Consider the following 18,270-nt stretch of genomic DNA (forward strand, 5'->3'; position numbering starts at 1 on the left):
ACCGGGGGAGGCGACGATGCTCGTCACGGTGACCTACGAGCCGGAGCAGGGCTCCGGCGTCGACGCGAGCGTGCTCGGATACCTGGTGCACAAGCATCCGGCGAAGCTGCAGATGTTCGAGGCGCCGGTCGGCGACATCCACGTCTTCTACCCCGAGGCGACGCCCGAGCGCTGCACAGTCGCGGTGCTGCTCGAGGTCGACCCGATCGATCTGGTGCGCAGCAAGCGCTTCCGCGGCGATGCCGGCTCGCTCGACCACTACGTCAACGACCGCCCCTATGTCGCCTCCAGCATGCTCGCCGTCGCCCTCGGCACGGTGTTCCGCACGGCGATGACCGGGCGCAGCGACAGCTGTCCTGAGCTGGCGGCCGCGCCGCTCCCGCTGCGGATCGAGATCCCGGTCGTGTCATCCCGCGGCACGGAGGACGACCTGATCAGTCGTGTCTTCGCGCCCTGCGGGTGGGAGGTCGCAGAGCGCCGAATCCCGCTCGACGAGCAGCATCCGGAGTGGGGCGACTCGCGCTACAGCTCGGTCGTGCTGACCGGGCGGGTGCGCCTGGCCGACGCGCTGCGGCAGCTCTACGTGCTGCTGCCCGTGCTCGACGACGCCAAGCACTACTGGGTCGGCGACGATGAGATCGCCAAGCTCGAGAGAGCGGGCGAGGGATGGCTCGCCGAACACCCGGAGCGCGAGCTGATCACCACGCGCTACCTCGTCCACCAGCGCTCGCTGCTCGCCACCGTAGACAAGGACGAGCGGCCGGCGCGCGAGACACCGCTGCGCGTGCAGCGCGCCGACGCCGTGCTCGCGGCGCTGCAGGATGCCGGCGCGCACCGCGTCGTCGACATGGGCTGCGGCCCCGGCGCCCTGCTCGCCCGCCTGCAGAAGGACCGCGCGTTCACGAAGATCGTCGGCGTGGACGTCTCGGCCCGCTCGCTCGAGCAGGCCGCCCGCGCGCTGCATCTGGACGAGGCATCCGACGCCGAGCGCGAGCGCGTCGACCTGCTGCACGGCTCGGTCGTCTATCGCGACGAGCGCCTGCGCGGCTTCGACGCGATGGTGCTGATGGAGGTCATCGAGCACGTCGAGCCCACCCGCCTGGATGCTCTGGAGGACGCTGTGTTCGCCGGCGCGGCACCGGCATCCGTCGTCATGACGACGCCCAATGCCGAGTACAACGTGCTCTACCCCGCGCTCGCCGCGGGCGCGTTCCGGCACGACGACCACCGTTTCGAGTGGACGCGTGCGCAGTTCCGCGCGTGGGCCGACGCGGTCGCCGCGCGGCACGGCTACGCGGTCGAGCTTCGCGCCGTCGGCCCCGCGGATGCCGCGCACGGCGCCCCCACCCAGCTCGCCCTGTTCCGGAAGGACGCCGCCGCATGAGCGTCCTCACCGTCCCGCAGCTGTCGCTCGTCGTGCTCGTGGGCGCGTCGGGCTCGGGCAAGTCCACCTTCGCGCGGGAGCACTTCGGCCCCTACGAGACCCTGTCCAGCGACATGTTCCGCGGACTCGTCGGCAACGACGAGTCCGACCAGTCCGTCACCGCTGCGGCGTTCGACGCACTGCAGTACGTCGCCGCAAAGCGGCTGGATGCCGGGCTGCTGACGGTCGTCGACGCCACGAGCGTGCAGCCGGAGGCGCGCCGCAAGCTGGTCGAGCTCGCCCGTGCCCACGACGTGCTGCCTGTCGCGATCGTGTTCGACCTGCCGATGTCGGTCAGCATCGCGCGCAACGCGGAGCGCTACGACCGTCACATCCCGGACGGTGTCGTGAAACGGCAGAACGACCAGCTGCGCCGCGGCCTGCGCCACCTCGGAAAGGAGGGGTTCCGCACCGTGCATGTCCTCCGCTCCGAGGAGGAGGTCGAAGCGGCATCCGTCGAGCGCACGCGACTGCTCACCGACCGCAGCGACGACCACGGCCCCTTCGACGTCATCGGCGACGTGCACGGATGCCGCAGCGAGCTGGAGAGCCTGCTCGGCCGGCTCGGGTACGAGATCGTCCGCGACGACCGGGGGCGTGCGATCGACGCCCGGCACCCCGAGGGGCGCCGGGTGGTCTTCCTCGGCGACCTCGTCGACCGCGGGCCGGATGTCGTCGGCGTGCTGCGACTCGTGATGGGCATGGTCGCGTCCGGTCACGCGCTCGCCGTGCCGGGCAACCACGAGGCCAAGCTCGTGCGCGCGCTGCGCGGCGCGAAGGTCACGGTCTCGCACGGGCTCGCCGAGACGCTCGCCCAGCTCGCCGGCGAGCCGGAGGAGTTCCGCGAGCAGGTGGCCTCGTTCTGCTACGACCTCGTCTCGCACCTCGTGCTGGACGACGGCAGGCTGATCGTCGCACACGCCGGTCTGAAGGAGCAGTATCACGGCCGGGCATCCGGGCGGGTGCGCGCCTTCGCGCTGTATGGCGAGACCACCGGTGAGACTGACGAGTACGGCCTGCCGGTGCGGTACCCGTGGGCGCAGGAGTACCGCGGCAGGGCCACGGTGCTCTACGGCCACACCCCGGTGCCGACGGTCGAGTGGGTGAACAACACCGCTTGCCTCGACACCGGATGCGTCTTCGGCGGCGCGCTGTCGGCGATGCGCTACCCGGAGCGCGAGGTCGTGCAGGTGCCCGCCGAGCAGGTCTGGTACGAGCCGGCGCGCCCGCTGACCCCCGCCGAGCCGGAGCGCGACGCGAGCGTGCTTGCCCTGGACGACATCCAGGGCAAGCTGATCATCGAGACCGGCCTGCACGGACGCGTCGGCATCAAGGAGGCGCAGTCCGCCGGCGGACTCGAGACCATGAGCCGCTGGGCCGTCGACCCTCGTCGCCTGGTCTACCTGCCTCCGACCATGTCGCCGCCGAACGCCTCCGAGCGCGAGGGCAGTCTCGAGCACCCCGATGAGGCGTTCGACTACTTCCGCAGCCAGGGCGTCACCGCCCTGATCTGCGAGGAGAAGCACATGGGCTCCCGCGCGGTCGCGCTGATCACCCGGGAGCCGTCGCGCTTCGGCGCTCCGGAGGGCTGGCGGGGGATCGTGCACACCCGCACAGGACGCCCGTTCTTCGACGACGATGCCGCCTTCGTCAGCAGCCTGGATCGCGCCCTGGAGGATGCCGGAGTCTGGGCCGAGCTCAAGACCGACTGGGTGCTCCTCGACGGTGAGATCCTGCCGTGGTCGCTGAAGGCGGGAGACCTGATCCGCGACCTGTACGCGTCCGTGGCTGCGGCAGGCACGACGGCGACCAGCGCCGCCTCGGCTGCGCTCGCCGCGGCTGCGGCATCCGGTGTCGACGTCGCCGCGCTCGAAGAGCGGATGCGGGGCCGGCAGACGAACGCGGCGGGCTTCCGCGACGCGTACCGGCGCTACGTCGGCGTCGCCGACGAGGTGCGCTTCGCGCCGTTCCAAGTGCTCGCCGCCGGTGGCGAGACATTTGAGACCCGCGACCACGGCTGGCACCTGTCCATCGCGGACCGGCTCGCGGAGGCCGCTCCTGAGCTGGTCATGAGCACGGGGCGTCGGCGCGTCGACCTCGACGATGCGGCATCCGTGACATCCGCCGTCTCGTGGTGGGAGGAGCTCACCGCTCGCGGTGGCGAGGGGATGGTGGTGAAGCCGTTCGCCAATCTCACCCGCACCGAGAAGGGACTCGTGCAGCCGGGCGTGAAGGTGCGCGGGCGCGAGTACCTGCGCATCATCTACGGCCCCGACTACCTCGAGCCGGCGAACCTGGCGCGGCTGCGCGTGCGCGACACCGGCCACAAGCGCTCGCTCGCGGCCCGCGAGTATGCGCTCGGCATCGAGGCGCTGCACCGGTTCACCGCCGGGGAGCCGCTCTGGCGCGTGCATCAGGCCGTGTTCGGCGTGCTCGCGCTGGAGTCCGACCCGATCGATCCGCGCCTGTAGTCAGGGGTGATAGGTTTGCACGCATGAACACCCGTCGGTATGCGTATTTCGAGTCGGCTCTGGAGGAGCCGGCGCAGATCTAGCGCGCACCGACCTCTTCCAGAGCCGACAAAGGCAGAGCGAATGCTCTGCCTTTCGCCGTTTTCGGCGGGCTCTGCTCTCGGGTCCGTCCGGAATCCACCCAGAACAGGACAGGATCCATGCCCACACTCGACGCCACCTCCGATCTGCACACCTCTGATCTGCACGTCGCCGGATTCACCACCATCCCGTCGCCCGCACAGGTACTCGCCGAGCATCCGGCGGGCGACGACGCGGCCGCGCTCGTCGCGCGCACCCGTGACGAGGTGCGCGCGATCATGTCGGGCGAGGATGATCGGCTGCTCGTCGTGGTCGGGCCGTGCTCGATCCACGACCCGGATGCCGGGCTCGAGTACGCCTCCCGGCTGACGCGCGAGGCTTCGCTGTTCGGCGACGACCTGCTGATCGTGATGCGCACGTACTTCGAGAAGCCGCGCACGACCGTGGGGTGGAAGGGGCTCATCAACGATCCGCACCTCGACGGCAGCCACGACATCGCCACCGGGCTGCGCCAGGCGCGCGGCTTCCTGCGCGACGTCGTCGAGCTGGGGATGCCGTGCGCGACGGAGTTCCTCGAGATGATCAGCCCGCAGTACATCGCCGACCTCGTCACGTGGGGTGCGATCGGCGCGCGCACCACCGAGAGCCAGCTGCACCGCCAGCTCGCCTCGGGCCTGTCGATGCCGATCGGGTTCAAGAACGGCACCGACGGCGGGCTGCAGGTGGCGCTGGACGCCGCGGTCGCGGCATCCGCTCCGCAGGCGTTCCTCGGGATCGACGCGGACGGGCGGGCGAGCCTGGTGGCCACGACCGGGAATCCCGACACGTCGGTGATCCTGCGCGGCGGCGCCGACGGTCCGAACTACGGAGCCGAGCACGTCGGCCGGGCCGCACAGCGGCTGGCCGCGGCGGGTGCCTGCGACCGGCTGATCATCGACGCGAGCCATAGCAACAGCGGCAAGGACCACCTGCGGCAGGCCGTCGTGGTGTCGGAGCTGGCAGCGCAGATCGCCGCGGAAGGGCGGGCGATCGGCGGCGTGATGATGGAGAGCAACCTCGTCGCCGGCGCGCAGAGGCTCGACGTGACGGCAGGCCCGGCCGGGCTGGTGCGCGGGCAGAGCGTGACGGATGCCTGCATGGGCTGGGACGTCACGGTCGAGGCGCTGGACCAGCTGGCGGACGGAGTGAGAAAGCGGCGGAACCTCACCTCGGGTGGCGCTCCGCGGCAGTAGTCCGGCCGCGCTCGGTACTCGCTCATGGCGAAGTTCTCGGCCTCCTGGGAGCTTCGCCGAGCGGGCGGACCCGGGGAGCCTCGCCGTGATTGCTCGCTGCCTCTTGACGGGGAGGTTCTGGAGGCGCTCAATAGACGGGGGGAGCGTCTGACAAGGGGACTGATGGACGTCGCTGACAGGCAGGGCGCCGCAGAGCGCGCGGCTGCTCTCATGGAACTGCACAAGGGGTCCGGCTTTCTGATCCCGAACGCGTGGGATGCGGGTTCGGCGCGCATTCTGGAGCAGATGGGCTTCCCGGCGATCGCCACGACGAGCGCCGGCATCGCGTGGTCGTGCGGCATGCCCGACGGCGGCCCGATGGGGCCGGATGCGATGTTCGAGCACCTGGTCGCGATCGTCGGCGCCGTGCGCGTCCCCGTGTCCGCCGACCTCGAGGCCGGTTACGGCGAGACCCCCGATGACGTCGGTTTCACCGTCGCCCGTGCTGCCGAGATCGGACTCGCCGGCGGCAATCTCGAGGACGCGATGGGCGGGGAGCTGCTGGATGCCGGCGCTGCGGCGGAACGGATCGCCGCGGCGCGCGACGCGGCCCCCGCCGGAACGTTCGTGATCAACGCGCGCACCGACGCCTTCTTCTCGTCGTTCGAGGGCGACCCCGTCGCAGAGGCCGTGGATCGCGCCTCCCGTTACATCGAGGCCGGCGCGGACTGCGTCTTCGTGCCCGGCGTGCGGGATGCCGAGACGATCCGTCGCCTGGCATCCGAGATCCCGGCTCCGCTGAACATGGTCGCCGGTCTCACCGCTCCCGTACTCGATGCGCCGACGCTGTTCTCGCTCGGCGTCGTGCGCGTGAGCGTCGGAGGAAGCATCGCCAGGGCGGCGTTCAGCGCGGTCGAGAAGGCGGCGAGGGAACTGTTCGAGACGGGTACGCTCGACTTCCTCGACGGCGCGGCGACGTACGGGGATCTGCAGCAGAGGTTCGGTGGCTGATCGATGACCGAACTCAGCGTCGTCCTGGGCGACATCACAGCACAGCGTGTCGACGTGATTGTCAACGCGGCGAACAACGCGATGCGCGGCGGCGGGGGTGTCGACGGTGCGATCCATGCCGCGGGCGGGCCTGCCGTCCTGCAGGACTGCATCGCCCGCTTCCCGGACGGGCTCGCGACGGGTGATGCCGGCTGGACGACCGCCGGAGATCTGCCCGCCCGCTGGGTCGTGCACACGGTCGGACCCGACTGGAACGCCGGGCAGCGCGACAGGGTGCAGCTGCAGTCCTGCTACCGGCGCGCTCTGGAGGTGGCGGACGAGCTCGGCGCCCAAAGCATCGCCTTCCCGCTGATCAGCGCAGGCGTGTACGGCTGGCCGAAGGCGGATGCGATCGACGCGGCGATCGGCACGATCCTCTCGACCCCGACCGCGGTGGAGGCAGCCCGCATCGTCGCCCTCGACGAGAGCACGCATCGACAGGTGCAGGAGGCGCTGGACGCGCGAGGAACCGGCTAGACCTACCCGTGCCCGGCGCGGCCGTCAAGCCCCGTGCGGCCCGTTCCCGACCGGGCGATGATCGGTGATCGACGATCCGAGGAGGACCAGGTGACCGTACTCTCCGACATCCCTGAAACGACGACGATCCCGATCGGGGCCCGCGGCCCGCTGAGCCTGCTCGTGCTCGACCGGCTGTCCGATGACGGCGAAGAGCCCGCAGCGGACGACCAGAGCGTCATCCTCGCTCAGGAGCTGACCTCGGCCAGCCGCGACCTGGTGCACGACGACGACCTGCAGCTGTCCCTCTTCCTGCTCTACGCCTCGCACTACGGATCGGTTCCGGGCCTGGACGCCGACCGGGAATGGGACGGCGAGCTCCTCGGCATCCGCCGGGTCGTGGAGGACGCCTTCGAAGCCGACCTGCGACGCCGCGTCGCTGTGCCGGAGCTGCCGGAGCCGAGCGCTCCCGCCGTCGCTGAGGCGCTGTTCGCGCTGACCGGGGAGGACGGCGGGCCGAGCCTGGCGCGCTTCGTCGCGAAGAAGGCGGATGCCGGTCAGGCGCGCGAGTTCCTCGTGCACCGCTCGATCTACACGCTGCGCGAGGCCGATCCGCACAGCTGGGCCATCCCGCGACTGACCGGCAGAGCGAAGGCGGCGCTCGTGGAGATCCAGTCCGACGAGTACGGCGGGGGACGGCCGGAACGCGTGCACGCCGAGCTCTTCGCCGCGGCCATGCGCGGCGCAGGACTGGACGACGCCTACGGCGCGTACGTCGACGACGTCCCCGCTGTGACGCTGGCCTCGATGAACACGATGTCGCTGTTCGGGCTGAACCGACGGCTGCTGGGCGCGATCGTCGGCCACCTCGCCGCGTTCGAGATGACCTCGTCGATCCCGAGCCGGTTCTACTCCCAGGGGCTTGCCCGCCTCGGTTTCGGCGCCGACGTCACCGGCTACTACGACGAGCACGTCGAGGCCGACGCCGTGCACGAGCAGATCGCCGGGCACGACCTTGCCGGCGCACTCGCCGAGGACCGGCCGGACCTGCTTCCCGACATCCTCTTCGGCGCCGCCGCATGCCTGGCTGCGGACGGCTGGGTCGCGGAGCGGATCCTCGGATGCTGGGAGGCGGGGGTGTCGTCGCTCCGCGGCGACGGAGAAGAGGCGCGTCATGAACCCGTCGACGATCACCGCCTATCCGAACGGGCCGCTGCTCGTGCGCGGTCCGTTCGAGCTTCAGGGCGAAGACGGCGAGCGGATCCCGCAGCACCGTCGCACCATTGCGCTGTGCCGCTGCGGGCTCTCCGCGATCAAGCCGCTCTGCGACGGATCGCACAAGGCGGCGGGCTTCCGCACCGACTGACCGGAGTGCTCAGGCCTCGGCCGGCTCGGCGGTCCGCTCGACCGGATTCCGGCGGATGCCGATCCATGACACGACGCCGCCCGTGATCATCAGCCCCGCGGTGACCAGCGCGGCGCTGTGGAAGCCCTGCAGATCGAGCATCCCGCCGACGATCGTCGAGATCATGGCGACGACCAGCAGGCCGGCGACGCGGGAGACGGCGTTGTTCACCGCTGAGGCGATGCCGCTGCGGCGTTCGTCGATCGCTCCGAGGATCGCGGCGGTGAGCGGCGCGACGGTGAGCGACAGACCGAGACCCATCACGAGCATCGATGGCAGCACCTGCCACCAGTAGTTGAACTCGACGCCGACCGTGAGCAGCAGCAGGGCGCCGGCGCCCATCAGGAGCGGTCCCACGGTCATGAAGATCCGTGGGCCGTACCTGCCCGCCCACGCACCGACGCGCGAGCTGAGCAGGATCATCAGGATCGTGATCGGCAGGCTGGCCATGCCGGCGGCCGTCGCGCTGAGGCCGGCACCCTGCTGCAGGTAGACCACGACGACGAATCCGTTCAGCGACAGCGCGGCGTACACGAAGAGGGTCGCCAGGTTGCCCCAGCCGAAGTTGCGCACCCGGAACATGTCCAGCGGCATCATCGGCGCGGTCACTCTCGTCTGCCGGACGAGGAACGCGATCAGCAGCGCCGCGCCACCGACCGCGGGATCCAGATCGCGGGGGACATCCAGCCCAGCCGCGGCTGCTCGATCAGTGCGAACACCAGCGCGCCGAGGCCCGTCGCGCAGAGGGTGCCGCTGAACCAGTCCACGACGGCGCCGCGCGGATGCTCGGGCAGCTTCAGTCGCGTCAGGAGCACGAGCGTGACGGCGATCGGCAGCACGTTGATGAGGAACACCATTCGCCAGGAGAGGAAGTCGACGAACAGGCCGCCGAGCAGCGGTCCGACGAGTTGCGCGCCGGTCGTGAATGCGGTCCACACGCCGATCGCCCTGGCCTGGATCTCGCCGCGCATGGTCGCGGTGATGAGCGCGAGCGAGCTCGGCACCAGCAGCGCACCGGCAGCCCCCTGACCGGCGCGGGCGACGATGAGCATGAACGGGTCGACCGACGCGGCCACGACGACCGATGCGATGCCGAACGCGATCAGTCCGATCCGCATGATGAGCACGCGGCCGTAAGCGTCGGACAGCGAGCCGGCGAGCAGGATCAGGGCGCTGAGCGTGATCAGGTAGGCGTCCACCACCCACTGCTGGGTGGTGATGCCGCCGCCGAGGTCGTCGCTGATCGCGGGGAGGGCGACGTTCACGACCGTGCCGTCGAGGAACGTCACGAACGACGCGAGTACGGCGATCGAGACGACCAGTCGCTGGGTGCCGGTGAAGGATGCCACGGCCCGACCCTACGCCCGAACCTGCACGCCCGCGCCGAAACGGGGGCGTAGCACCTCAGTCTCGGCGCGGGCGTGCAGTCTCGAGAGATTCGCAGTATTCGGTGTTGCTAAGTACTGGTACTCAGTGATACTTTGTACTGGTAGTCAGCAACGCCGAGTACTGAAGGAGGGATCCGATGGGCAAGCAGGAGACCGAGATGCTCAAGGGCGTCCTCGAAGGCGTCGTCCTCGCGGTCATCGCCAAGCGCCCTGCCTATGGATACGAGATCACCGCCTCGCTGCGGGATCGAGGATTCGCCGACATCGCCGAGGGCACCGTGTATGCGGTGCTGGTGCGCATCGAGCAGCGCGGCATGGTCGACGCCCTGAAGGTGCCGTCCGAGAAGGGTCCGCCGCGCAAGGTCTACACGCTCAACGCGCAGGGCCGGCAGAGCCTCGAAGAGTTCTGGAGGACGTGGAGCTTCCTCGCAGACCGGCTCACCCAGCTCCACACCGAAGACATCGACGCAGACAACGCAGACAACGCAGAAGGAGCCTGACATGGCCGCCAAATGGATCGAAGCCATCACCGGACCGCTCGAGCAGAAGAAGCAGTACCGGCAGGACAGGGCCCGCATCGAAGGCCTTCCCGAGCCGTACGGGACGGCGGCCAAGGCGATGCACCGCTACCTCCTGAACACGAGCGGCATCACCGACGGCGACGTCATCATCCGGATGCTCACCGACATGGCCGATCTCTGGGAGGCAGCAGCGGCCGATGGCACCCCGGTGCGCGACATCGTCGGGGACGACCCCGTGGACTTCGCGGAGACGTTCGCCAAGGCGTACGCCGCCAAGGAGTGGCAGGACAAGGAGCGCGCGCGCTTCACCCGGGCGATCGCGGAGGCCGAGAAGGAGCAGCGATCATGACCGCGGCAATCCAGGTGAAGGGCCTCCGCAAGTCCTTCGGCGACCTCGCGGTGCTCCGCGGCGTCGACTTCGACGTCGAGAAGGGCAGCATCTTCGCCCTGCTCGGCTCGAACGGTGCCGGCAAGACGACGCTGGTGCGCATCCTCTCGACCCTGCTGAAGGCGGACGCCGGCACGGCATCCGTGCACGGCTTCGACGTGGCATCCGCTTCCGGCGATGTGCGCGAGTCGATCAGCCTCACCGGGCAGTTCGCCGCGGTCGACGAGGTGCTCACCGGTCGCGAGAATCTCGTGCTGGTCGCGAGGCTGCGCCATCTCGGAAACGCCGGAGAAGTCGCGGACGACATGCTCGCCCGGTTCTCCCTGACGGATGCCGGCGACCGCAGGGCGGGGAGTACTCCGGTGGCATGCGGCGCCGGCTCGACATCGCGATGAGCCTGATCGGCGACCCGCCGATCATCTTCCTCGACGAGCCCACCACGGGCCTCGACCCGCAGGCACGCATCGAGGTCTGGCACACCGTCCGGCAGCTCGCGCAGAACGGCACCACCGTGCTGCTGACCACGCAGTACCTCGACGAGGCCGAGCAGCTCGCCGACCGCATCGCGATCCTGCATCAGGGCGCCATCATCCAGAACGGCACCCTCGTCGAGCTCAAGGCGCTGCTCCCGCAGGCGACCGTCGAGTACGTCGAGAAGCAGCCGACCCTCGAGGAAGTGTTCCTCGCGCTGGTGGGGGAGGCATCATGACCACGCACGTCCTCGCCGACACCGGCGTGCTCACCGGACGCTCGCTGAAGCACATCCTGCGCAGCCCCGACACCATCATCACCACCGCGATCACCCCGATCGCGCTGATGCTGCTGTTCGTGTACGTGCTCGGCGGAGCCATCACCACCGGCACCGACCAGTCGTACATCGACTACATGCTCCCGGGCATCCTGCTGATCACGATCGCCTCCGGGATCTCCTACACGGCGTACCGGCTGTTCCTCGACATGCGGGGCGGCATCTTCGAGCGGTTCCAGTCCATGCCGATCGCGCGCTCGAGCGTGCTGTGGGCGCACGTGCTCACGTCGCTGGTGTCGAACATCGTGTCGGTGGCGATCGTCATCGGCGTCGCCCTGATCATGGGGTTCCGCACCGGAGCATCCTTCGGGGCCTGGCTCGGCGTCGCCGGCATCCTCGTGCTCTTCACCCTGGCGCTGACCTGGCTGGCCGTCATCGCCGGCCTGTCCGCGAAGACGGTCGACGGGGCGAGCGCGTTCAGCTACCCGCTGATCTTCCTGCCCTTCATCAGCTCGGCTTTCGTGCCGACGTCGTCGATGCCTGGTCCGGTGGCCTGGTTCGCCGAGAACCAGCCGGTCACCTCGATCGTGAACACGATCCGGGCGCTGTTCGCGGGCCGGTCGGTGGGGGCGGATATCTGGATCGCGCTGGCGTGGCTGCTCGGCGTCCTGATCGTCGCCTATGCAATCGCCGTCTCGATCTACCGGAAGAAGCTTCGCTGACGGGATGCGCCGAATCGGCTCCCCTCGGACTCTGTTCAGAGGGGAGCCGTCGGCGTACCCTGGCGTCAGGCGGACGAGTCGCCCGCCGGATCCAGATGAGGAAAGGTGCGGGCGAGATGGACTCGATGATGATGGACATGATGTCGGACGACATGAAGATGGCCGACATGCAGACGATGGACATGTCCGTGATGCAGGCCTGCATGGATGCGTGTTCGGCCTGCGAGCAGGCGTGCACGGTCTGTTCGATGCAGATGATGGACTGCGCGCCGGCCTGCATGAACTGCGCCGACATGTGCAACACGATGATGCGCGGCATGATGCGCATGCAGGGCATGACGTCGCCGGTGATGATGGCGATGCTCGACGCCTGCATCGCGATGTGCCAGTACTGCATGGACAAGTGCATGGAGCATGCCAACCACAGCGAGGTCTGCAAGATGTGCGCTCAGGCGTGCAAGGCCTGCATGGACGCCTGCATGGCGATGCGCGAGTCGATGATGATGGCGGCGTCCTGAGACGGACACCGCGGATGCTCAGACGGCCGCGACGTTGAACTGGATGCGCCCGTAGGCGAGCACGCCGTAGTCGCGATGCAGGGCGACGGGGCTGCCCGCAGCTGCCTCCAGGGCGGCTCCGCCGGCATTCCAGACCACGTGCAGGTCGCCGTCGAGCGTGCGCAGCGACAGGATGCCGGATGCCGGGTCGGCGTGCTCGACGATCGCGTCGGTCCAGCCGAGCGGAGTGGCAGACGCCATGCGCGCCTGAATCAGGTGCAGGGCGTGGCCGGGGGCGAAGGAGGAGCAGGCGAATCCGCGGTCGCACATGCACGCCGCACGCTCACGCACCTCGAGGGGCGAAAGGCGGGTCGGCTGGCTGGTCACGGTGGATTCTCCTGACGTTCGGTTGCACCGAGAGTACGTCGGCATCCTGGATCGCGCGATCAGGGGCGAAACGCAGCGCAACAATCGCCGGATCGATCCGAGTCAGATCCTCAGTAACCGCCGAACAGGCCGAAGCACGGTCCGATGATGATGATGCCGAAGGCGGCGACCCCGATGAAGAACAGCGCGGCGAGAGAGCCGCAGGTGATCCCGAGAACCTTCCCGGTGTTGTTCGGCGCGGGCGGCGGTCCCGGCTGTGGATGAGGGCTCGGATAGGAGCCCGGATAACCCTGCGGCGGATAGCCGGACTGGTCGTACGGGGCGCCCGGCGCTGCCGGATGACCGGGTTGCGGCGGACCGGGCTGCCCGGACGGCGGCGGGAACCCGGACGGCGGAGCGAAAGGGGACGGGTCCGCGGCCGGGGGAGGAGGGGGCGTCGGCGCCGGCGGCGGCAGGGCCGGGCCGGCCGGAGGCCGCACCTCCCAGGAGGGCTGCTGCGGATCGGGCTGCGGCGTCGCCGGATTCTGTTCCGGAGGCCCCTGTTCGGACCGGCCGGGTTCGTTCACGGGATACTCAGGCGTGCTGCTCATGCGGGCACCGTCCTCTCCACCGAAGGCGCCGCCGTGGCGCGGAACCGCCCGCGGCGCAGCATCCAGATGATCCGCGCCGCGAGCAGCGGGATCGTGACCAGCAGGAACAGCTGAGGCCTGGTCAGCCCCAGCCACGCGACGTCGTTGCCGCGCACGAACTCGACGAGGAAGCGGAAGAGCGCGTACCCGGCGATATAGATCGTGAGGGTCTCGCCGGCGGCGATCGGGCGGTGCCGCAGCCAGAACCACAGCACCGCGAACGCCGCGGCCTGGAAGACGATCTCGTAGACGAAGCTCGGATGCAGCGGTACGCCGGCGATCGAGCCGGTGCGCGCAGCCGCTTCCGCGTCGAGCACGATGCCCCAGTCGGCTCCTGTCGGTGTGCCGGGGCGCTCGGTGAGCTGGCATCCGATCCGTCCGATCACCATCGCCAGCGCGAACGCCGGAGCGAACAGATCGCCGGTGCGATCGGGGTACTTCACGATCTTCTTCGCGACGTGCACGCCGAGCCACGCGCCGACCATCGCCGACAGCACCGACGCGTTGCCGCGCAGCAGCTGCTCGCCCAGGCTGAGGTTCTTCGACGGGTCGAGGTGCTGCGCCCAGGTGCCCAGGCGCGACATCACGGCCGCGCCCACCATCGCACCCAGCACCAGATTGACCAGGCGCGGATCGGTCACGCCGCGGCGGCGGCGCTCCACGAGGAAGACCACTCCGGCGGCGAGCATGCCCAGCGCGACGAAGACCGAGTGCGTACCCAGCGGGGGCAGCCACGGCGCGATGTCGCGCAGGGTCGGGAACACGTCAGCCTCCCAGCATCCGCATCCAGAGCATGACCCAGAACGGGATCGCCACCGCCGCGGCCACCGCGATCACCGACAGGTAGGCGAGCACCAGACGCGTGTCGCCGAGCCTGCAGCGCGAGCGCAGCAGGCCGCCGCGGCGGGCCTTGGTGTATCCGGCGATCGCGATCAGAGCGAACACCAGCACGGCGAGCGGGCCGAGGACGCACGAGATCACAGCGATCGTCGTGAACACGCACAGCCGCAGCGGGTCGTACGGCTTCGCATCGGGCACCGACGGATCGCGCTGGTTCAGGTGGCTGAAGTCGTGGGTCATGGCGTCACCACCGGCAATCGCGTGCGGCCGCCCGTCTCGCGCACGTCGGTCGTCGACCCGGCCGGGCGGCCGGTGGCCGTGGAGATGCGGGTGCGACTCAGCGGCGCCCAGGCCTGCAGAGCGCAGAACGGCGCGCACTGATGCGCGTTCGTCTGCTCGTTCACCGACGCCACGTGCACGCAGCACTGCGTGAGCCGCTCCTCGATCATCGTGTTGATGTCCATGAACGGCTTCACCGTGATGCGCAGCACCCTGTCGGCGAGCATCGCGCGCATCCGGCCGTGCTGGCCGGGCAGCCTCGATGCGGCGAGCGTCGCGAGCGTGCCGATCCCGAGGTCGCAGTTCACGCAGATGTCGCGCCAGATGTCGCCCATCGACGGATGCGAGAGACGACTGCTCGCTGAGCAGGTCGAGCAGCGAGTTCTTCACGACGTCGCGGATCGCCCTGTTGACGTTCGAGTCGGCGATGCGGTTGGCGATCAGGTCGGGGTTGAGATCGAGGAACTCCTTGAGCCGGCCGTGCCCGATCAGGCTCACCAGCGACTGCCACGCCCCGGAGTCGTCCTTGAGGAAGTAGCCCACCGAGCAGCAGTGCGGATGACTGCACGGCAGTGCGGTGAGGTCCTGCCAGGTGATGTCGCCGTCGGTCTGCGGACCGAGCCGGGCGAGTACGCCGGTGTGCGTGAGCCGATCGTCGGGATCGATTCCCGCCGAGCGCCCCGATCCGAACACAGGCTGGATCGTCACGCCGCCGACGTACGGCGTCGCCTGCGCCCGCCGGATCACGGCGCCGATCTCGTGGTCGTTCACTCCGAGCGTCGCGGTCATCGTGAGGGTGGTGAAGACACCGGCATCCGACAGCCGCTCCAGCGCGCGTTCCTTGAACCGGCGGATGTCGGCGCCGCCGGTGGAACGCGACCGATGCGGCCTCTTCTCCGTCATACTGCAGGTACACCTCGACGCGCTCACGGTGCTTCTTCAAGAATGCGACGAACTCGTCGTCGTTCGCGATCCGGAGGCCGTTCGAGTTCAGCAGGATGCGCACGATCGGCCGGGCGACCAGATGCTCGATCAGCTGTTCGAGCCACGGATAGAGCGTCGGCTCGCCGCCGGAGAGCATCAGCACATCGATGCGGTCGTTCTCGCGGCCGAGCTTGGCGTCGACGGATGCCAGCACCTCGGCCAGCGGGGCCACGGCGGCCAGCGCCGGGCTCGACTCGGCGAAGCAGGTCGGGCACTTCAGGTTGCAGTGGTCGGTGATGTCCTCGAGCAGGATGCAGGTGTGCTGCGTCTGCATCTCGGGCAGCCCGTCCTCATAGGCCTGCGGCACCGGCTTGAAGTTGCCGGCCGTGTCGGGGGTGTGCACCTTCGTCGGTGCGGTCCACTGCTCGAGATACCGAAGGATCTCGGCGTTCTCGTCGTACATCGTGGAGACCAGGCCGTGCTCGGGGCATCCGCGTTCCAGCCAGACGGTGCCGTCGCGATCCGCCAGCCAGCCCGACAGCCGCCGCACCTCGGAGAGCGGCTGATCCGGCTTCTCCTCGTGACATCGCGGGCAGAACGCGTTCACATAGCGATGCACGCGATAGTCGCGCAGCGGCATCCCGGTTCCGGCAGACGGCGTCATGCGTTCACCCTAGTGGCCGCGCGCGGACGCGTCAGGAGCACAGCGGCAGGCCTCGGCTACGGCGACTCCGTGCTCGAGCGGTAGAGGTCTCGGAGCCCGGCCACACCGTCCCGATCCCAGGCGAGCTGCTGGCGCTGCGCTCCGGTGCCGTCGGCCCTGATCGCGTCGAGGCGATCGCGGACGAAGTCCTCTTCGCCGAGTTCGCGCAGCACGGGACCGATCGCGTCCAGCAGGCGGGCCGCGATCAGCCACACGCCGTCGACCTCTCCGGTCATCGGGTCGATCACGCGGGCATTCGTACCGTCGCGTGCGGCCATCCACAGCGATGCGTCGATGCCGTCGAGCTCCGCGGCCGGAGCGACGGCGGCGTCGCCGCCGAGCGCGATGGCGCGCGCCAGGGAGACGGCGAAGAGGGACTCCGCCGGAGTGAGCTGCGCATCGAAGACGCGCAGCTCGACGGTGGGGAAACGTTCGGAGAGGCGCACAGCCCAGGCGAGCGACGCCGCCTCGGGGATCGCGCGCAGGTCCACCAGCCGCTCCGTCCTGGTGCGGTAGTCGTCGTAGTCGTGGAACTGCGGCGGGCACCACGACGACGGCAGCCGACGGATGAGGATGCTGCGCCAGCTCTGGAACCCGGATGCCACACCGTGCGCGAACGGGGCGTTCCCCGTCAGCGCGAGAAGCAGCGGCAGCCAGCCGCGCAGCCGGTTCAGGGTGCGCACGCGCTCCTCGTCGTCGCCCGACTCGACGTGCACATGCAACCCGTTGACCAGGTGCTCACGGGTGATCTCCGCGAGCTGGTCGGAGACCTCGTGATAGTGCCCAGATGGTGAGACGGCGAGCCCTCCGGGCGAGATGAAGGGGGTTCCCGTAGAAGCGGCGACGCCGCCGTGCTGCGCGGCGTAGGCGGCGAGCAGTCCGCGGAGGCGGCGCAGATCCGCGTCCGCCTCCGCGAGTGTGGAAAGGGGCTCGGTGACGCACTCGAACTGGCAGGTCAGATACTCCGGCACGACTTCTCCGCCGGCGTTCCTGCCGGTGATGCGCTCCCGGGCGCCCGGTCCCATTCCGAGGGGGACGAGGGTCCGGTCATCGAGGAGGACGAACTCCTCCTCGATGCCGATCCGGGCCACATCGTCCTCCTGCGGGTGGGGTGCTCAGTCGCGGTCGGTGGCGTCCCTGGCCGCGTCCTTGACGTGGTCCGCCGCGTTCTCCGCGGCATCCTTCACATCGTCGCCCGCCTTCTTCGCGGCGGCCTTGGCCTGGTCCATCTTGCCCTCGGCCTCGAGACTGTCGTTGCCGGTGAGCTTGCCGGCGCCCTCCTTGACCTTCCCGGCCATGTCCTCGGCGGTGTGCTTCATCTTGTCTGCGGCACTCATCGTTCGCTCCTCTCATTCGGCTGTCGGGCAACAGTCGCATCCGTTCGGTGAATGCCGCGACGGGATTGACGAGGCGGACAGGAACCGCTAGGGCGACCGGTGTAGGCTCACGGGGTGCATCTCGTGAAGGTGGTCGTCGGCGCATCGTGCGCCGGCGGCAGAGGCTGATGGTCGGCCGGCGGCGGAACTCCCGTCACCGGTGATTCATCGCACCCATTCCCGACTCACCTCTCATAGAAGGCACTTTCATGCTTCCCCTCGACGAGCGCGCCATCCGCGCCTCCTTCATCAACGCCTCTCGCAAAGAGGCCGCATCGCTCACGCTGCCTGCCGACTTCGACGCGATCGACTTCGCCGATCTCGACTACCTCGGCTGGTTCGACCCGAAGATGCCCAAGCGGGCGTACGTCATCGCCGAGGTCGATGACCGCCCGGTCGGCGTGCTGCTGCAGCGCGCCGAGAACCGGGTGGTGCGCCGCGCGCAGTGCTCCTGGTGCGACGACGTGACGCTTCGGAACGACGTGCAGTTCTTCTCGGCGCGCAAGGCCGGCCCGGCCGGTCGCAACGGCGACACGATCGGCACCCTGGTATGCGAGAACTTCGGCTGCTCGACGAACGTGCGGCGGCTGCCGCCGCTCGCCTACGAGGGCTACGACCGGGAACTCGCCCGGGAGCTTCGGATGCTTCGGCTGCGGGAGCACGTGGCGGCGTTCGTCGCCGAGCTCGGCTGACACCGCCGCGCGCTGCCTGCCCCGCTGCGCTCCGGATGCTCCTATGACATCCATAGGAGCATCCGGAGAAGGGAAGGGA

The 18,270-nt window shown here is 69.5% G+C and carries 19 protein-coding genes and 3 pseudogenes; 13 read left to right on the forward strand and 9 right to left on the reverse strand.

Annotated features, from left to right (window positions below):
- Nucleotides 1-16 precede the first annotated feature (16 nt).
- From L2X99_RS00065 to L2X99_RS00095, 7 genes and pseudogenes are all read left to right on the forward strand, one after another.
- Entirely contained in the window at nucleotides 17-1,384 is a 1,368-nt protein-coding gene (locus L2X99_RS00065) for a 3' terminal RNA ribose 2'-O-methyltransferase Hen1 (RefSeq protein WP_236135478.1), read from the forward strand.
- Nucleotides 1,381-3,894 carry a polynucleotide kinase-phosphatase gene (locus L2X99_RS00070; protein ID WP_236135479.1) on the forward strand — a complete coding sequence of 838 codons (2,514 nt, stop codon included), beginning with the start codon at nucleotides 1,381-1,383 and terminating at the stop codon, nucleotides 3,892-3,894. The genes L2X99_RS00065 and L2X99_RS00070 overlap by 4 nt, the downstream gene beginning before the upstream one ends.
- A 200-nt stretch (nucleotides 3,895-4,094) precedes the next feature.
- Nucleotides 4,095-5,207: a 3-deoxy-7-phosphoheptulonate synthase gene (locus L2X99_RS00075; RefSeq protein ID WP_236125588.1), complete on the forward strand. Its 1,113-nt coding sequence runs from the start codon at nucleotides 4,095-4,097 to the stop codon at nucleotides 5,205-5,207.
- Between the two features lie 162 nt (nucleotides 5,208-5,369).
- Complete coding sequence (locus tag L2X99_RS00080; RefSeq protein WP_236125587.1) at nucleotides 5,370-6,197, forward strand: isocitrate lyase/PEP mutase family protein; 828 nt, start codon at nucleotides 5,370-5,372, stop codon at nucleotides 6,195-6,197.
- Nucleotides 6,198-6,200: 3 nt separating this feature from the next.
- On the forward strand, nucleotides 6,201-6,713 hold the full coding sequence (locus tag L2X99_RS00085; RefSeq protein ID WP_236125586.1) for a macro domain-containing protein: 513 nt from the start codon (nucleotides 6,201-6,203) through the stop codon (nucleotides 6,711-6,713).
- A gap of 150 nt (nucleotides 6,714-6,863) precedes the next feature.
- Nucleotides 6,864-7,844 (forward strand): annotated as a pseudogene (locus L2X99_RS00090) (iron-containing redox enzyme family protein); the annotation flags it as partial.
- A gap of 22 nt (nucleotides 7,845-7,866) precedes the next feature.
- On the forward strand, nucleotides 7,867-8,058 hold the full coding sequence (locus L2X99_RS00095; protein WP_236126786.1) for a CDGSH iron-sulfur domain-containing protein: 192 nt from the start codon (nucleotides 7,867-7,869) through the stop codon (nucleotides 8,056-8,058).
- Nucleotides 8,059-8,067: 9 nt separating this feature from the next.
- On the opposite strand, the pseudogene L2X99_RS00100 reads toward L2X99_RS00095, so the two are convergent.
- Nucleotides 8,068-9,446: pseudogene (locus L2X99_RS00100) on the reverse strand (MFS transporter).
- 176 nt (nucleotides 9,447-9,622) lie between these two features.
- On the opposite strand from L2X99_RS00100, the gene L2X99_RS00105 reads away from it, so the two are divergent.
- The 5 genes and pseudogenes from L2X99_RS00105 (at nucleotide 9,623) to L2X99_RS00125 (ending at nucleotide 12,382) form a co-directional block, all read left to right on the forward strand.
- A complete protein-coding gene (locus L2X99_RS00105; RefSeq protein ID WP_236125584.1) occupies nucleotides 9,623-9,985 on the forward strand; it encodes a PadR family transcriptional regulator in 363 nt (120 codons plus the stop codon).
- 1 nt (nucleotide 9,986) lies between these two features.
- Nucleotides 9,987-10,355: a DUF1048 domain-containing protein gene (locus tag L2X99_RS00110; protein WP_236125583.1), complete on the forward strand. Its 369-nt coding sequence runs from the start codon at nucleotides 9,987-9,989 to the stop codon at nucleotides 10,353-10,355.
- A pseudogene (locus L2X99_RS00115) lies at nucleotides 10,352-11,103 on the forward strand (ABC transporter ATP-binding protein). Before L2X99_RS00110 ends, L2X99_RS00115 begins: the two are co-directional and overlap by 4 nt.
- The gene (locus tag L2X99_RS00120) at nucleotides 11,100-11,864 is read left to right on the forward strand and encodes an ABC transporter permease (protein WP_236125582.1); all 765 of its coding nucleotides are present in this window, start codon (nucleotides 11,100-11,102) and stop codon (nucleotides 11,862-11,864) included. The pseudogene L2X99_RS00115 and the gene L2X99_RS00120 overlap by 4 nt, the downstream one beginning before the upstream one ends.
- 116 nt (nucleotides 11,865-11,980) lie before the next feature.
- Entirely contained in the window at nucleotides 11,981-12,382 is a 402-nt protein-coding gene (locus L2X99_RS00125) for a hypothetical protein (protein WP_236125581.1), read from the forward strand.
- Nucleotides 12,383-12,400: 18 nt separating this feature from the next.
- Here the strand turns inward: L2X99_RS00125 and L2X99_RS00130 are convergent, their stop codons facing one another.
- From L2X99_RS00130 to L2X99_RS00165, 8 genes are all read right to left on the reverse strand, one after another.
- The gene (locus L2X99_RS00130) at nucleotides 12,401-12,748 is read right to left on the reverse strand and encodes a hypothetical protein (protein ID WP_236125580.1); all 348 of its coding nucleotides are present in this window, start codon (nucleotides 12,746-12,748) and stop codon (nucleotides 12,401-12,403) included.
- Nucleotides 12,749-12,858: 110 nt separating this feature from the next.
- Entirely contained in the window at nucleotides 12,859-13,338 is a 480-nt protein-coding gene (locus L2X99_RS00135; protein WP_236135480.1) for a hypothetical protein, read from the reverse strand.
- A complete protein-coding gene (locus L2X99_RS00140; RefSeq protein WP_236135481.1) occupies nucleotides 13,335-14,141 on the reverse strand; it encodes a prolipoprotein diacylglyceryl transferase in 807 nt (268 codons plus the stop codon). The genes L2X99_RS00135 and L2X99_RS00140 overlap by 4 nt, the downstream gene beginning before the upstream one ends.
- 1 nt (nucleotide 14,142) lies before the next feature.
- Nucleotides 14,143-14,457: a hypothetical protein gene (locus L2X99_RS00145; protein WP_236125578.1), complete on the reverse strand. Its 315-nt coding sequence runs from the start codon at nucleotides 14,455-14,457 to the stop codon at nucleotides 14,143-14,145.
- Nucleotides 14,454-14,831 carry a hypothetical protein gene (locus tag L2X99_RS00150; protein WP_236125577.1) on the reverse strand — a complete coding sequence of 126 codons (378 nt, stop codon included), beginning with the start codon at nucleotides 14,829-14,831 and terminating at the stop codon, nucleotides 14,454-14,456. Before L2X99_RS00150 ends, L2X99_RS00145 begins: the two co-directional genes overlap by 4 nt.
- The gene (locus tag L2X99_RS00155) at nucleotides 14,801-16,084 is read right to left on the reverse strand and encodes a radical SAM protein (protein WP_236135482.1); all 1,284 of its coding nucleotides are present in this window, start codon (nucleotides 16,082-16,084) and stop codon (nucleotides 14,801-14,803) included. Before L2X99_RS00155 ends, L2X99_RS00150 begins: the two co-directional genes overlap by 31 nt.
- Nucleotides 16,085-16,140: 56 nt before the next feature.
- Entirely contained in the window at nucleotides 16,141-17,214 is a 1,074-nt protein-coding gene (locus L2X99_RS00160) for a carboxylate-amine ligase (protein WP_236135483.1), read from the reverse strand.
- A gap of 24 nt (nucleotides 17,215-17,238) precedes the next feature.
- Nucleotides 17,239-17,460 (reverse strand): CsbD family protein, encoded by a 222-nt coding sequence (locus L2X99_RS00165; RefSeq protein ID WP_236125574.1) that lies wholly within the window; start codon nucleotides 17,458-17,460, stop codon nucleotides 17,239-17,241.
- Between the two features lie 248 nt (nucleotides 17,461-17,708).
- Here L2X99_RS00165 and L2X99_RS00170 point away from each other — a divergent pair, with 248 nt between their 5' ends.
- Nucleotides 17,709-18,191, forward strand: coding sequence for an FBP domain-containing protein (locus L2X99_RS00170; RefSeq protein ID WP_236125573.1), 483 nt, complete (start codon nucleotides 17,709-17,711; stop codon nucleotides 18,189-18,191).
- Nucleotides 18,192-18,270 lie beyond the last annotated feature (79 nt).

Source organism: Microbacterium sp. KUDC0406 (assembly GCF_021582875.1).
Classification (GTDB): Bacteria; Actinomycetota; Actinomycetes; order Actinomycetales; family Microbacteriaceae; genus Microbacterium.

What these genes read in the sequence shown, in the direction of transcription:
- L2X99_RS00165 (WP_236125574.1), bottom strand. Translation starts at nt 17,460, where the DNA reads ATGAGTGCCGCAGACAAGATGAAGCACACCGCCGAGGACATGGCCGGG.
- L2X99_RS00135 (WP_236135480.1), bottom strand. Translation starts at nt 13,338, where the DNA reads ATGAGCAGCACGCCTGAGTATCCCGTGAACGAACCCGGCCGGTCCGAA.
- L2X99_RS00070 (WP_236135479.1), top strand. Translation starts at nt 1,381, where the DNA reads ATGAGCGTCCTCACCGTCCCGCAGCTGTCGCTCGTCGTGCTCGTGGGC.
- L2X99_RS00170 (WP_236125573.1), top strand. Translation starts at nt 17,709, where the DNA reads ATGCTTCCCCTCGACGAGCGCGCCATCCGCGCCTCCTTCATCAACGCC.
- L2X99_RS00120 (WP_236125582.1), top strand. Translation starts at nt 11,100, where the DNA reads ATGACCACGCACGTCCTCGCCGACACCGGCGTGCTCACCGGACGCTCG.
- L2X99_RS00150 (WP_236125577.1), bottom strand. Translation starts at nt 14,831, where the DNA reads ATGGGCGACATCTGGCGCGACATCTGCGTGAACTGCGACCTCGGGATC.
- L2X99_RS00075 (WP_236125588.1), top strand. Translation starts at nt 4,095, where the DNA reads ATGCCCACACTCGACGCCACCTCCGATCTGCACACCTCTGATCTGCAC.
- L2X99_RS00110 (WP_236125583.1), top strand. Translation starts at nt 9,987, where the DNA reads ATGGCCGCCAAATGGATCGAAGCCATCACCGGACCGCTCGAGCAGAAG.
- L2X99_RS00065 (WP_236135478.1), top strand. Translation starts at nt 17, where the DNA reads ATGCTCGTCACGGTGACCTACGAGCCGGAGCAGGGCTCCGGCGTCGAC.
- L2X99_RS00105 (WP_236125584.1), top strand. Translation starts at nt 9,623, where the DNA reads ATGGGCAAGCAGGAGACCGAGATGCTCAAGGGCGTCCTCGAAGGCGTC.
- L2X99_RS00155 (WP_236135482.1), bottom strand. Translation starts at nt 16,084, where the DNA reads ATGACGCCGTCTGCCGGAACCGGGATGCCGCTGCGCGACTATCGCGTG.
- L2X99_RS00080 (WP_236125587.1), top strand. Translation starts at nt 5,370, where the DNA reads ATGGACGTCGCTGACAGGCAGGGCGCCGCAGAGCGCGCGGCTGCTCTC.
- L2X99_RS00085 (WP_236125586.1), top strand. Translation starts at nt 6,201, where the DNA reads ATGACCGAACTCAGCGTCGTCCTGGGCGACATCACAGCACAGCGTGTC.
- L2X99_RS00125 (WP_236125581.1), top strand. Translation starts at nt 11,981, where the DNA reads ATGGACTCGATGATGATGGACATGATGTCGGACGACATGAAGATGGCC.
- L2X99_RS00095 (WP_236126786.1), top strand. Translation starts at nt 7,867, where the DNA reads ATGAACCCGTCGACGATCACCGCCTATCCGAACGGGCCGCTGCTCGTG.
- L2X99_RS00145 (WP_236125578.1), bottom strand. Translation starts at nt 14,457, where the DNA reads ATGACCCACGACTTCAGCCACCTGAACCAGCGCGATCCGTCGGTGCCC.